The organism is Pantoea sp. GW821-FHT03E06, from assembly GCF_059420725.1.
The window spans coordinates 633159-646177 of record NZ_JBWKUG010000001.1 but is presented as its reverse complement, the minus strand read 5'-3'; the positions used below and the strand labels follow the sequence as shown (position 1 = coordinate 646177).

14 protein-coding genes and 3 tRNA genes are annotated in these 13019 nt (G+C 54.4%); 9 read left to right on the top strand and 8 right to left on the bottom strand.

All coding sequences use genetic code 11. The features are described from left to right. Positions 1 to 2: 2 nt before the first annotated feature. The gene (gene rbsK / locus AC07WB_RS02970) at positions 3 to 920 is read right to left on the bottom strand and encodes a ribokinase (protein ID WP_494940011.1); all 918 of its coding nucleotides are present in this window, start codon (positions 918 to 920) and stop codon (positions 3 to 5) included. A 360-nt stretch (positions 921 to 1280) separates the two neighbouring features. Between rbsK and deoR the strand changes: the two genes are divergently transcribed. From deoR to AC07WB_RS02950, 4 genes are all read left to right on the top strand, one after another. Continuing rightward, positions 1281 to 2045 carry a DNA-binding transcriptional repressor DeoR gene (gene deoR, locus AC07WB_RS02965; RefSeq protein ID WP_345827310.1) on the top strand — a complete coding sequence of 255 codons (765 nt, stop codon included), beginning with the start codon at positions 1281 to 1283 and terminating at the stop codon, positions 2043 to 2045. A gap of 196 nt (positions 2046 to 2241) precedes the next feature. Further along, positions 2242 to 3909, top strand: a complete 1668-nt coding sequence (gene ettA, locus AC07WB_RS02960) for an energy-dependent translational throttle protein EttA (protein WP_097095007.1) — start codon at positions 2242 to 2244, stop codon at positions 3907 to 3909. A gap of 50 nt (positions 3910 to 3959) precedes the next feature. Then, positions 3960 to 4127 (top strand): YhfG family protein, encoded by a 168-nt coding sequence (locus AC07WB_RS02955; protein WP_345827312.1) that lies wholly within the window; start codon positions 3960 to 3962, stop codon positions 4125 to 4127. 5 nt (positions 4128 to 4132) lie between these two features. Beyond that, positions 4133 to 4729, top strand: coding sequence for a putative adenosine monophosphate-protein transferase Fic (locus AC07WB_RS02950; RefSeq protein WP_345827313.1), 597 nt, complete (start codon positions 4133 to 4135; stop codon positions 4727 to 4729). 34 nt (positions 4730 to 4763) lie between these two features. Here the strand turns inward: AC07WB_RS02950 and nadR are convergent, their stop codons facing one another. From nadR to serB, 3 genes are all read right to left on the bottom strand, one after another. Continuing rightward, entirely contained in the window at positions 4764 to 5990 is a 1227-nt protein-coding gene (nadR, locus tag AC07WB_RS02945; protein ID WP_097095008.1) for a multifunctional transcriptional regulator/nicotinamide-nucleotide adenylyltransferase/ribosylnicotinamide kinase NadR, read from the bottom strand. 105 nt (positions 5991 to 6095) lie between these two features. Beyond that, positions 6096 to 7481 carry a DNA repair protein RadA gene (gene radA / locus AC07WB_RS02940; protein WP_345827314.1) on the bottom strand — a complete coding sequence of 462 codons (1386 nt, stop codon included), beginning with the start codon at positions 7479 to 7481 and terminating at the stop codon, positions 6096 to 6098. A gap of 13 nt (positions 7482 to 7494) precedes the next feature. Beyond that, positions 7495 to 8472 (bottom strand): phosphoserine phosphatase, encoded by a 978-nt coding sequence (gene serB / locus AC07WB_RS02935; RefSeq protein WP_097095009.1) that lies wholly within the window; start codon positions 8470 to 8472, stop codon positions 7495 to 7497. Between the two features lie 107 nt (positions 8473 to 8579). Here serB and AC07WB_RS02930 point away from each other — a divergent pair, with 107 nt between their 5' ends. After that, on the top strand, positions 8580 to 9254 hold the full coding sequence (locus AC07WB_RS02930; RefSeq protein ID WP_097095010.1) for a YtjB family periplasmic protein: 675 nt from the start codon (positions 8580 to 8582) through the stop codon (positions 9252 to 9254). A 137-nt stretch (positions 9255 to 9391) separates the two neighbouring features. Here the strand turns inward: AC07WB_RS02930 and yjjG are convergent, their stop codons facing one another. Genes yjjG through AC07WB_RS02915 form a run of 3 tightly spaced genes read right to left on the bottom strand, consistent with a single transcriptional unit; the run spans position 9392 to position 10917 of the window. Then, positions 9392 to 10075: a pyrimidine 5'-nucleotidase gene (yjjG, locus tag AC07WB_RS02925; protein ID WP_494940010.1), complete on the bottom strand. Its 684-nt coding sequence runs from the start codon at positions 10073 to 10075 to the stop codon at positions 9392 to 9394. A gap of 19 nt (positions 10076 to 10094) precedes the next feature. Then, on the bottom strand, positions 10095 to 10535 hold the full coding sequence (gene rimI / locus AC07WB_RS02920) for a ribosomal protein S18-alanine N-acetyltransferase (protein ID WP_494940009.1): 441 nt from the start codon (positions 10533 to 10535) through the stop codon (positions 10095 to 10097). Further along, positions 10507 to 10917: a DNA polymerase III subunit psi gene (locus AC07WB_RS02915; protein ID WP_494940008.1), complete on the bottom strand. Its 411-nt coding sequence runs from the start codon at positions 10915 to 10917 to the stop codon at positions 10507 to 10509. Before AC07WB_RS02915 ends, rimI begins: the two co-directional genes overlap by 29 nt. Positions 10918 to 11023: 106 nt before the next feature. On the opposite strand from AC07WB_RS02915, the gene rsmC reads away from it, so the two are divergent. The 4 genes from rsmC to AC07WB_RS02895 all read left to right on the top strand — a co-directional run bounded on the left by rsmC (position 11024) and on the right by AC07WB_RS02895 (position 12523). Beyond that, positions 11024 to 12055: a 16S rRNA (guanine(1207)-N(2))-methyltransferase RsmC gene (rsmC, locus tag AC07WB_RS02910; protein WP_400458032.1), complete on the top strand. Its 1032-nt coding sequence runs from the start codon at positions 11024 to 11026 to the stop codon at positions 12053 to 12055. Positions 12056 to 12197: 142 nt separating this feature from the next. Beyond that, positions 12198 to 12284: transfer RNA gene (locus AC07WB_RS02905), tRNA-Leu, on the top strand. A gap of 36 nt (positions 12285 to 12320) precedes the next feature. Then, positions 12321 to 12407 (top strand) — tRNA-Leu (locus AC07WB_RS02900). A gap of 29 nt (positions 12408 to 12436) precedes the next feature. Next, positions 12437 to 12523: transfer RNA gene (locus AC07WB_RS02895), tRNA-Leu, on the top strand. 102 nt (positions 12524 to 12625) lie between these two features. On the opposite strand, the gene AC07WB_RS02890 is transcribed toward AC07WB_RS02895, so the two are convergent. Beyond that, positions 12626 to 12910: a DUF1435 domain-containing protein gene (locus AC07WB_RS02890; protein ID WP_097095015.1), complete on the bottom strand. Its 285-nt coding sequence runs from the start codon at positions 12908 to 12910 to the stop codon at positions 12626 to 12628. Positions 12911 to 13019: the final 109 nt, after the last annotated feature.

The window sequence follows — 13019 nt, the reverse complement described above, 5'->3', positions numbered from 1 at the left end:
CCTCAATGAACGTTGAGAAAACGCTGGAAGGTTTCCGCGTCGGGATAGGAGCGCTGCGTGCCGCGACCGGTCACGCTGCAGGCGGCATAGGCGGAGGCTTGTACCATCGCGCCCGCAATATCGCCGGTTTTCACCAGCGCCTGTGCAAAGCAGCCAATGAAGGCATCGCCCGCGCCGCTGGTGTCCACCGCGTTAACAGCGGTAGGTGCCACGTGATGCAGCTGGTCGCCAGACATCCACAGCGAACCGCGGCCGCCGAGCGTGATGATCAGGTTTTTCAGCCCGCGTTTGAGCAGTGATTGCCCCGCCAGTTGCACTTCTTCATCGGTGTTAACCGGCATACCGGTGAGGATCTCCAGCTCGGTTTCGTTCGGCATGAAAAAGTCGCATTTACAGGCGTAGTCAATATTGAGATCCGCCACGGCGGGTGCCGGATTGAGGATCACGTTGATATCGTGCTGGCGGGCAAAATCAATGGCGTAATAGACGGTTTCCAGCGGGATCTCCAGCTGGAGGATGATAAGCCTACAGGCTTTCAACGCGTCGGCGGCGGCATCGATATCGGCTGGTTTCAGCTGCTGGTTGGCTCCTTTGATAATCAAAATGCGGTTTTGTGATTGATCGTCGACGAAAATCGGTGCGACACCGCTCGAGGTACCGGGCGCGGTCGTTACAAAACGCGTATCAACACCCTGCTGTTGCAGATTGGCTACGGTGTTCGGCGCGAAGAGATCGTCGCCAACTTTGCTGACCATCATGACGCTCGCCCCCATTTTCGCTGCCGCAATCGCCTGATTCGCACCTTTACCACCACAGCCAATGGCAAAATCGGGGGCTTCCAGCGTTTCCCCTGCTTTAGGTAACTGATTGGTATAGGTAATGAGGTCAACCATGTTTGACCCAATGACCGCGATATCCATTTTTTTCTCCCGGTAAATTTTCAACGCCTAAATGTTATAAAAATAACAATATCAGGTTAATAAAGTTAATTATGTGATAAATTTCACACCTCAGAGTTGCCAACAAAAGCCGAAAAACAGCCAAACATTCATGGAATGGAATGTTATTATTCTAACAAAACAACATCATTAAGAAGTAAGCCAACCGGTGAGCGAAGCGCGGTGATTACGGATTTGCGTGGCGTTTGCGGGGCGATCTCATTACAGGTAAGATTGAAAACCGACCTACGAGATAGGTCGCAACTGATTAAAAACTGTGAGATTTATCGTGATTTTTGACCAGGCAACTTCGACTTCAGGATTCATAACGCAGAGATGATCATGGAAACCCGGCGCGACGAACGTATTCACAAGTTGGCTCAGGCGTTAAAACGCACTGATAAACTGCACCTGAAAGACGCGGCGCAGCTACTGGGCGTTTCAGAAATGACCATCCGCCGTGACCTTACCGAACCCGCCTCAAGCGTGGTGCTGCTAGGCGGTTATATTGTTAGCGATCCGAAAAACCACGCTGGCCACTATTTCATTTCCGATCAACATGGACAAAATGCCGCACGCAAGCAGCGCCTGGCGCAGGCCGCTGCGGACCTAATCGGTGAAAATGACACGGTGTTTTTTGATTGCGGTACCACGCTGCCTTACATCGTCGATGCGATCCCAGATGGCCTGCCCTTCACGGCGATTTGCTGCGCCATGAACACCTTCCTGACGCTGAAAGAGAAACCGGCCTGCAATGTGATCCTTAGCGGCGGCGAGTTTCATGCTGATAATGCGCTGTTTACGCCGATTGGCGCACATTCGATCCTCGACGATCTCTGTCCCACGCTGGCCTTTATCTCCGCGGCGGGGATCGACCATGAACAGGGCGCAACCTGCTACAACATCAATGAACTGGCGATGAAGCACCATGCCATGCTGCGAGCGCGCCAGCGGGTGCTGGTGGCCGACAGCAGTAAGTTTGGCAAAGTGCTGCCGGCACGGATTGGCGACCTGCGCGGTTTTGATTTGCTGGTGAGCGACAGCGCACCGGAACCGGCGCTGAAGAACTGGCTGGCGCAACATAACATCCCACTGCGCCTGCCATAACGTTTTAGTATTTCTAAATTAATCACATGTTGGTCGCCATGAATGGCGACCCTACGAATTATGCGCCAGCCTTTTGTAGGGTGCGCATTCTTGCGCACCTGCAGCTCGAAGTATGACGGGTATGAATAAAGGGGGAAAACGGCTAAACTTCTGCATCAGTTGTCCACCACTCACAGACCAAAAGGCTCATAACAACGTGGCTCAATTCGTCTATAGCATGCATCGCGTCGGCAAAGTCGTTCCGCCGAAGCGTCACATCCTGAAGAATATTTCTCTTAGCTTCTTCCCTGGAGCAAAAATCGGCGTCCTCGGCCTAAACGGTTCCGGTAAATCGACGCTGTTGCGCATCATGGCCGGTATTGATACCGATATCGAAGGGGAAGCACGCCCGCAGCCGGGCATTAATGTTGGCTATCTGCCGCAGGAACCGCAGCTGAACCCGGAACACACCGTACGTGAATCCGTGGAAGAAGCGGTTTCCGAAGTGGTGGGTGCGCTGAAGCGCCTTGATGAAGTCTATGCGCTGTACGCCGATCCGGATGCCGATTTCGACAAACTAGCCGCCGAGCAGGGCCGTCTAGAAGAAGTGATCCAGGCGCACGATGGTCACAACCTTGATACGCAGCTGAACCGTGCGGCCGATGCGATGCGTCTGCCAGACTGGGATGCCAAAATCGCCACCCTTTCTGGTGGTGAACGTCGCCGCGTCGCGCTGTGTCGTCTGCTGCTGGAAAAGCCAGACATGCTGCTGCTCGACGAACCGACCAACCACCTGGATGCGGAATCCGTGGCGTGGCTGGAACGCTTCCTGCACGACTTCGAAGGTACCGTTGTGGCGATCACGCACGACCGTTACTTCCTTGATAACGTTGCCGGCTGGATTCTTGAACTGGACCGCGGCGAAGGTATTCCGTGGGAAGGTAACTACTCTTCCTGGCTGGAGCAGAAAGATCAGCGTCTGGCGCAGGAAGCCTCTTCTGAAGCGGCACGTCGCAAATCTATCGAGAAAGAGCTGGAGTGGGTGCGTCAAGGCGCGAAAGGCCGTCAGTCGAAGGGCAAAGCCCGTCTGGCACGCTTTGAAGAGCTGAATAACACCGATTACCAGAAGCGTAATGAAACCAACGAACTCTTCATTCCACCTGGCGCGCGCCTCGGCGACAAAGTGCTGGAAGTGACCAATCTGAAGAAATCGTATGGCGATCGCGTGCTGATCGACGATCTGACCTTCTCCGTACCAAAAGGCGCGATTGTCGGCATCATCGGTCCGAACGGCGCAGGTAAATCCACGCTGTTCCGCATGATGTCAGGCCAGGAGCAACCAGATTCTGGCACCATCGAGCTGGGCGAAACCGTCAAGCTGGCGTCGGTTGATCAGTTCCGTGACGCGATGGATAATTCCAAAACCGTATTTGAAGAAGTCTCTGGTGGCCAGGACATTATGCGTGTCGGCAATACCGAGATGCCAAGCCGTGCTTACGTTGGCCGCTTTAACTTCAAAGGCACCGATCAGGGCAAACGCGTCGGTGAGCTGTCAGGTGGCGAGCGCGGTCGTCTGCACCTCGCGAAACTGCTGCAAGTGGGCGGCAACCTGCTGCTGCTCGATGAACCGACCAACGACCTCGACATCGAAACCCTGCGCGCGCTGGAAAACGCCCTGCTGGAATTCCCTGGCTGTGCCATGGTGATCTCGCATGACCGTTGGTTCCTCGACCGTATCGCCACCCATATCATCGATTATCAGGATGAAGGCAAGGTGGAGTTCTTCGAAGGTAACTTTACCGAATACGAAGAGTACAAGAAACGCACCCTCGGCGCCGACGCGCTCGAGCCAAAGCGTATCAAGTACAAACGTATGGCGAAGTAATTTATAAAAGGTGCCAGCAATGGCACCTTTTACTTAATATGAGGTGTGCGATGAGAAAAGATCAAAAAAGTCGTTCAATGAAGCGTGAAGAGATGATTTACGAGCAAACTAAACATGCCAATTTTATTGCCAGCTCTTCGCTGGAAGGCATTGAGATCCCTAAAGAGCCTGTATTTACCTCGCTGGCGCAAGTTCGTAAACACTTTCAGCAGAGTTAACCATCATGGATCGCTACTCTTCATGGCGCGATCACTATTGCTATCCCGATTCTTCGATACTGATTAATCGCTATAACATTCGTGATGGTGAACAACTTGAAGCTGCCGAACGTAGCGTGACAGCCCTTACTATTAATCAAATCACCCTGCTTCATCCCCCTTTCTCATTAAACACATTGAGCACCATTCACCGTACATTATTTGCCGAACTCTATTCATGGGCAGGCGATATTCGCGATATTGCCATTAGCAAAGGCAATACACGCTTTTGCCAACCTATGTTTATCCGACGCGAAGCTGAACTGCTGTTTAGTAAAATGGAACAGGAAAACTGGCTCAGCGATCTTAACCATCCAGAGTTTTGTCAGAGACTGGCATGGTATTACGGTGAACTCAACATTTTGCATCCGTTTCGCGAAGGCAATGGACGAACACTACGCATTCTGTTTGAACACATTGCGTTGAATGCAGGATATCGTATCGATTGGTCTAATTTGCAGGTTGAGGATTGGCTAAAAGCGAATATTTCAGCTTACGAGATAGGTCCTGATGCGCTTAATACGCTTTTCTTACAGCATGTATTTGTCTTGCCTGAGCCGTGATTTAGGCGGCTATGACACCGCCTGATATTGTGTTTTAACTGCCCAGCATCTGCTTCACCAACTCCACACAGCGCAGGAAGCGCGCATCGTAGTCATCCTCTTTTACGTGGACAAACTCAATATTGTTTTCGCGCAGCATGGTGATGAGCATCGTCTGGAACTCACGGCGATCCATTGAGCTGCCGAGGCTGCGTAAACCATCCGCCACCCACGGCACATTGTTCTCCAGCAGAATCACCAGATCGAAACGGTACTCATCAATCAGCGCCTGCACAAACGGATGTTCACGCCCTTCGTACTTGAGGCAAAACGCCTGCGTAGTGATGAAGTCAGTATCAATAAAGGCGACTTTGCTGGCGTATTTCACCGCGAAATCGATGTACTGCGCCTGTCCCAGCGCGATTTTGTCGTAGTCGGAATACTGTAACGCCATCTCATCGCCGCCGAGGTGCGAGAAGACATAGTCGCGGCCATATTCCCACGCGCTGGTGGTATTGAAGATGTTTGCCAGCTTGTTCACCAGCGTCGATTTACCGCTCGACTCGCCGCCCAGCACCGCCACGGTGCGCACGAAGAACGGCTTCACTTCGGTAGGAATGTATTCCCAATAGCGGAACGGATCCTGGCGAATCTGACCGCCGCTGATGTTCATAAACGATCGATTAGGATCAACCACCACCGCCGGAATACCGAGGTGCTGCTCATACATCGCGGCATCAGGTTCTTCGCTGGTATAAACACAATTCGGCTCTATGCCCTGCTCAGCCAGAAACGTTTTAACGCCGCCGCTCCACACGTCCCAGCCGTGCGGATAAGGTTCAATGCCTTCCTCATTAAACGAGTGGATGCGGATATTTTTCTGGTATTTGAAGGTTTGCAGCAGCCAGCGCAAACGATCGCTGATGGTCGGCTGCTGTGACATGGCGCTGTTTTCAAACAGTTCACGATCGCGCGGATCGTCGTGGCCCATGATGATATGCAGTTCATCCACCTGGCTACAGGCGCGCTGGATCAAATAGATATGGCCGGTGTGCAGCGGATAAAATTTACCAAATACCACACCAACGGTTTTGTCGCGACGGGGAAATTCCAGCCCCAGAAAACGGTGTAACGCTTCCAGCTTCTGCGCGCTCGGGCTTTTGATTTTGGCGTTGAGCAGCTGGCTTAAGTAGCCTTTGGTCATTCCGCTGGCATCGGCAACCTGCTGCAGCGTGTGGCCTTGCTGGCGAATGGCTGTTTTCAGGTAGTCAAACGATGACATTTAGTGCCTCCTGCGTGGAATAAAGGGCGGTGCGGCCTTTAAGACGGTGCGCATAAATGCGCACCCTACGAATGTAGGGTCGGCATTCATGCCGACCGGTAAAACTTACAGCTCATCCAGAATCGCCAGCGCATCCGCCAGCTTCTTCGCGCTGTACACCTTCATCCCTTCTACCGGCTTTTTCGGTGCGTTACCGGCCGGGACAATGGCGCGCTTAAAGCCGTGCTTTGCCGCTTCAGCAATGCGCTCCTGGCCGCTCGGCACCGGACGAATTTCGCCCGCGAGTCCGACTTCGCCGAAGATCACCAAGTCTTGCGGCAGCGGACGATCGCGGAAGCTGGAGACCATCGCCATCAAAAGTGCTAAATCGACGCTGGTTTCGGTGACTTTTACCCCGCCGACCACGTTGACAAATACATCCTGATCCGCCATCTGCAACCCGCCGTGGCGATGCAGCACCGCGAGCAAAATAGCCAGACGATTCTGCTCCAGGCCTACCGCCACGCGGCGCGGATTGCCCATCATTGAGTGATCGACCAGCGCCTGAATCTCCACCAACAGCGGGCGCGTGCCTTCCCATAGCACCATCACTGAGCTGCCCGAGGTGATTTCATCACCGCGTGACAGGAAAATGGCCGACGGATTGCTCACTTCACGCATACCCTGCTCGGTCATGGCGAACACGCCGAGCTCATTCACCGCACCAAAGCGGTTTTTATGGCTGCGCAAGGTACGGAAACGTGAATCAGCATCACCATCCAGCATCACCGAACAGTCGATGCAGTGTTCCAGCACTTTCGGGCCGGCTAGCGAACCATCTTTGGTGACGTGGCCGACCATAATGATCGCCACGCCGCGCGTCTTAGCGAAACGCGTCAGGTACGCGGCGGTTTCACGCACCTGCGCTACGCTACCCGGCGACGACTGGATCTCCGCCATGTGCATCACCTGGATCGAGTCGATCACCATCAGTTTCGGCTGTTCCTGCTCGGCGATCAGGCAGATCTGCTCAATGCTGGTTTCCGACAACATATTCAGATTTTCGGTCGGCAATCCCAGACGATGGGCGCGCATCGCCACCTGTTGCAGCGACTCTTCGCCGGTGACGTACAGGGTTTTCATCCCTTCCGCCAGCTTACACATTACCTGCAGCAGCAGCGTCGATTTACCGGCGCCCGGATTACCGCCAATCAGAATGGCGCTGCCCGGCACCACGCCGCCGCCCAGCACGCGATCGAACTCTTTGAAACTGGTAGAGAAACGCGGCAGGGCTTCGAGACTGATTTCCGATAGCTTCTGCACGCGGCTAACGCCCGCGTTGCCGCCGGCATAACCGCTTAGACGCTCGTTACGCGCCGCCGCAGGCGAGGCGGCAATGCGCACCTCGGTGATGGTGTTCCACGCATGGCAGGCGCTGCATTGCCCCTGCCAGCGCGGATAATCAGCGCCACATTCGTTACAAACGAAGGCGCGTTTTGCCGCTTTGGCCAAATCAAATCCTCAGTTAACGCTCTTCGTGAATCAGGCTGCCGGTCAGGATGCAGAATACGCCCATCAGGTCAGCATGGCGGATGATGATTTCCGTCTGCTCATTCACTTTAGGTTTAGCATGATACGCGATACCCAGCGCCGCCGTTTTAATCATCGGCAGATCGTTAGCGCCATCGCCAATCGCCACGGTTTGTTCCGGGGCAATCTCAAAGCGTTGTGCCAGATCGTTCAGGGTATCGGCTTTAAATTGAGCATCGACAATCTGTCCCAGCACCTGGCCAGTCAGCTTGCCGTCGCGAATTTCCAGCTCGTTAGCGACTGCCGCAGCCAGATGCAGCGTTTGACGCAAGTAGTCGGCATAAAACGTGAAGCCGCCCGAGGCAATTGCCACCTGCCAGCCCAACGCCTGCAGTTTCTGCACCAGCGTGGTTAAACCCGGCATCAGCGGCAGCGCATCACGCACCTGCATCAGGATATTGGCATCCGCGCCCGCTAGAGTGCCCACGCGCTCGCGCAGACTGGCTTTGAAATCGAGTTCGCCGCGCATCGCGCGTTCGGTGACGTCCGCCACCTGCTCGCCGCAGCCCGCCAGTTTAGCGATCTCATCGATGCACTCAATCTGGATAGCGGTGGAATCCATGTCCATCACCAGTAAACCTGGCGTTTTCAAATGCGGGATCTTACCGAGTGGCGCCACGTCGAAACCGGCTTCGTGTGCCAGTTTGCTGGCGCGCGGCGTCAGTGAACCGGCTAACCGTACCACCTGATACTCATCGACATTCCAGGCGCTGACGATCACCATCGCCGCACCGAGCTTGTGCTGGTAATCGGTCAGGGTTTGTTTATCGAGCCCGCGCCCATACAGCAGCCAGCCAGTCCGACCGGCACGGTAATCCAGCGGCATCACTTCATCACCGCTGAGGGAAAGGGGTAGACCCGGCCAAAGTGAAACATCGGCGGGCAGATCGCACCAGGTAAGACGATTTGGCATTACAGCTCCTGTAGGGACAACAAAACCACGCAAGAGGCTACCTTGTCTGCGCGGGTTCTGGCAACATAATTGCCAGCCTTTCTGCTGTTACATCACACGGGTTTCTGATGGTTAAAACCGCACTGAAATTTCGCCTGCATCGCACGGTGATTGTTCTTATCTCGCTGGCTCTATTAGTAGTACTGATGCAAGGCGCATCCTGGTTTAGCCTCGGCCACCAAATGGCGCGATCCGAACAGGTTGAAGAACTGGCGCACACGCTGACCCGACAAGTCGCCTTCAGCCTTAAACCGCTGATGGACAACAGTGATGATAACCGTGCGCAGATTGCTGCCATCCTCAATCAAATGACCGACAACAGCCGCATTCTTGATGCCTCAGTTTATGCTGACGACGGCAGCCTGGTGGCACACAGCGGCGAGAGCATTAATGTGCGCGACCGTCTGGCGCTGGATGGCAAACGCGCGGGCAGCTACTTCAACCATCAAATCGTGCAACCACTGGAAGGCAAAGAGGGCCCGCAAGGTTTTCTGCGCGTCACGCTGGATACCCATGTGTTGGTGACGGAATCCCGCCAGGTGGATAACACCACCAATATCCTGCGTTTGATGATGTTACTGGCGCTGGCCATCGGCATTATCCTGACGCGCACCCTGCTGCGTGACCGCCGCACCCGCTGGCAGCAATCACCGTTCCTGCTAACGGCCAGCCGCACGGTGAAAGAGGATAAAGAGAAAGAGGAAGAAGAAGCGGCGGCCTCAGAGACAGAAAAAGGGCGTTAACAACATCGGCGGTTTTACCTCATCTGAACGCTTCATGAATAGATTCGTGAATAGATACTTGAATAGATTTTTTGCACAAAAAAGCCCGCACAGCGGGCTTGTTAGCATCATCATGAGGTTACCGATGAATAGATACTTTAAGCTTCAATAATTAACGCTTCCAGCTCGGCCAGCGTTTTTACCTGCCAGGTTGGCGTGATATGTTCCGGCAACGGACGCGTATCGTGATCGATCCAGCAGGTCTTCAGGCCAGCATTCATGCCGCCGAGAATGTCCGATTCTGGCGTATCGCCCACCATTAGCACGCGGCGGCGATCCGGGTTACCCAGTAACGCCAGCGTGTGATCAAAAATCGCCACGTCCGGTTTCGGCACGCCCACCTGCTCGGAAATGACGAGCGCATCAAAGATATCGCGGAAACCGGTGCGTTCAAGACGCGCCTGCTGTAGCGCCGTGAAACCATTGGTGATGATAGCGATCTTCACTTTGCCTTTCAGCGTATTCAGCAGATGCGCCGCGCCCTCAAGCGGCAGGCAGATATCGGCCATCGCGCTGAGAAAATCGCTATTAAGCACTTCCGGCGCCACGCTGAGCTTTTCACCCCACAAGGTGAAACGTCGCGTTTGCAGCTGCAGCGCGGAGATAGTGCCATTCTGATAATCAACCCATAACGGTTTGTTGATCGCCTGATAGTCGCTGTAATCCTGCGCGCTAAACTGCACGTCGTAGCGGGCAAACATACGCTGCAAACCGGCATAAGCATCGAAATGGAAAAGCGTGTCGTCTGCATCAAACAGGATGCAGTCCCAGTCGTTTAGCATGGTGCTCCTTTCAAATCGCTTAAAGGGTTAGCGCCATAATAATGGCATCTTCTCGCCCGCTGGCGGTGGGATAGTAGTTGGGGCGTACGCTCACCTGGTGGAAATCCAGCTGCTCATATAATGCAATCGCCGGTGTATTTGAGGCGCGCACTTCCAGCCACAGCGTCATCACGTCGCGCTGTTCCAGCTCGGCAATCACATGCTGCAACAGCTGGCGCGCGAGGCCACGACGCTGAAAATCGGGATCTATCGCGATGTTGAATAGCGACGCTTCATCCAGCACCACTTGGGTGATGGCAAATCCAGCCAGCTGACCATCTGCTGCAATGCGGAAATTAACAAAACGTTCGCCTTGATTGCTGGCAAACGTCTGCTCGCTCCACGGGAAAGCATGCGCGCGACGTTCAATTGCCAGCAGCTGCGGCTGGTCTTCAGGGGTGACTAAAGAGATGGCTGTCATAGTTACACATCTGTTGCCACAGGGCGCGTTTTGCCGCGCCGCTGCTGATCAGTTCATTAAAAACGGCGGTATTGAAGGTAATGCCGTTAAAGGGATGCTCGCTCTCCACGCCCAGCAACCAGCCGGCGCAATCCACCTGCTCCGGCAGCATTTGCAGCTGTTCGGGCGTTAGCGCCATCACCTGCGCAGGTTGGATATTCAGCGCACGCAGCACGTCGCGAATCAGCGGTTCTTGCAGCGTCGGCGCCTGTTCGGCTACCAACACTAAACGCGTATCGGGCAAAAGCGTGACGGCAATTTCCCCTTGCAGCACGCGCGGACGCCGCAGCTGATACTGCGTGATCCCCATTTGCTGTAGAAGCCAGTCGCGCCTTGTGCTCATGCTATTACCCGTTATGCTGCCAGAATGCGACGCTATGCTAGCAAACCCATCGAACATGCGCCAACAAAGCACTATAATCGCCGCTCTGATTTAACAGGAGCGTTCCATGTCTGCTTTTACCCCGGCCAGCGAAGTGATTCTGCGCCACAGTGATGAATTTACCGCCCGCCACGTGTTGTTTGCTGGCGACCTGCAGGATGACCTGCCCGCCCAGCTAGAAACCGCGTCGAGCCGCGTGCATACCCAGCAATATCATCACTGGCAGAACCTTAGCCATCGCCTCGGTGAACGTGCGGTTTACAGCATGGTTGCCACGGCGGCAGATGTTGAAGGCTGCGATACGCTGGTCTATTACTGGTCGAAAAACAAACCCGAAGCGCAGTTCCAGCTGCAAAACCTGCTGTCGCTGCTGCCGGTTGGCTGCGATATCTTCGTGGTGGGTGAAAACCGCAGCGGCGTGCGCAGCGCCGAAGGCATGCTGGAAGCGTGGGCAACGCTGGAGAAAGTCGACAGCGCGCGCCGTTGCGGCCTGTACCACGGTCGTCTCGACAAGCAGCCAACCTTTGATGCCAGCAGCTATGGCAATACTTATCAGCTCGACGATCTGACTATTCACACTTTGCCGGGCGTGTTCAGCCGCGATGGTCTGGATATCGGCAGCGATCTGCTGCTCTCCACGCTGACGCCGCACTTCCGTGGTAAGGTGCTGGATATCGGCTGCGGCAGCGGCGTGCTGGCGACCGTGATGGCCAAAGTCTCGCCGCGCGTGCGTTTATGGCTGTGTGATGTGCATGCCGCCGCCATTGAAGCCAGTAAAGCGACGCTGGCGGCGAATGAATTGGAAGGTGAAGTGTTCGCCAGTAACGTGTTCTCTGACGTAACCGGCCGTTTCGATATGATCATCTCCAACCCGCCGTTCCATGATGGTCTGCAAACCAGTCTTGATGCCGCCAACACGCTGATTCGCGGCGCGTTGAAGCATCTGAACAGCGGCGGCGAACTGCGCATTGTGGCCAACGCCTTCCTACCGTATCCACAGATTCTGGATGAAACTTTCGGCAACCATGAAGTGCTGGCGCAAACCGGCCGCTTTAAGGTGTATCGTGCCGTCTATGGTCGCGGCGCCAAAACGCGTTAATCCGCGATTCAACCAGCGCGGCGGCAGAAACGTTGCTTTTTACAGCGATCGTTTTGCCGTCGCGAAATATGTGTTGACGCAATGAGTAAAATCTCTAAAATGCGCCTCCGTGGTTAGCAATACTTTAGAGTGTTGTGAGTTTGCGATGGTGGCGGAATTGGTAGACGCGCTAGCTTCAGGTGTTAGTGTCCTTACGGACGTGAGGGTTCAAGTCCCTCCCTTCGCACCAAACTCATAATCACACAGTTTATATCGTACGCACTGAGCGATGGTGGCGGAATTGGTAGACGCGCTAGCTTCAGGTGTTAGTGTTCTTACGGACGTGAGGGTTCAAGTCCCTCCCTTCGCACCAATGCGATGATATAAACAGACAACTAAGATGCGATGGTGGCGGAATTGGTAGACGCGCTAGCTTCAGGTGTTAGTGTTCTTACGGACGTGAGGGTTCAAGTCCCTCCCTTCGCACCAACAGTTGTCACTCCTTCCCGGCAGTAAATTCTCAAAAAGATTTTGCCAACGAACTTCACGCTCATAGCGTGATGTTGTCGTTTCTGCGATTTGCCCACTGTGTTAAATAACGTGGAAATTGACCGAGACTGCGGCTAAGCCGCCGGCTAAAGCCAGGCAAGAAGGCAGCAGTAAATAGTGGCGCAGACGATGGTGAAACAGCATCACGATGGTCAGCAGCAGCGCCACGATCATCACCACGCGCCACTGGCTAAAGCTGGGTTCCCACAGGGCAAAAACCGGCATCGCTGCACACGGCAATAACACACCCCAGCCACTGTCCAGACGCTTACCCATTATCCAGCTCACCCCCCATAAGCCGCAGGCGGCCATCATCGCCACGATCATCGCACAACCCTCAAATGATAAGTATTCGTATTATCATATGACAATATTTCTCATATTGCAGCGGATTTTTATCCTCCGTCATGTCGGATGACAGAATTATTGGAAAATG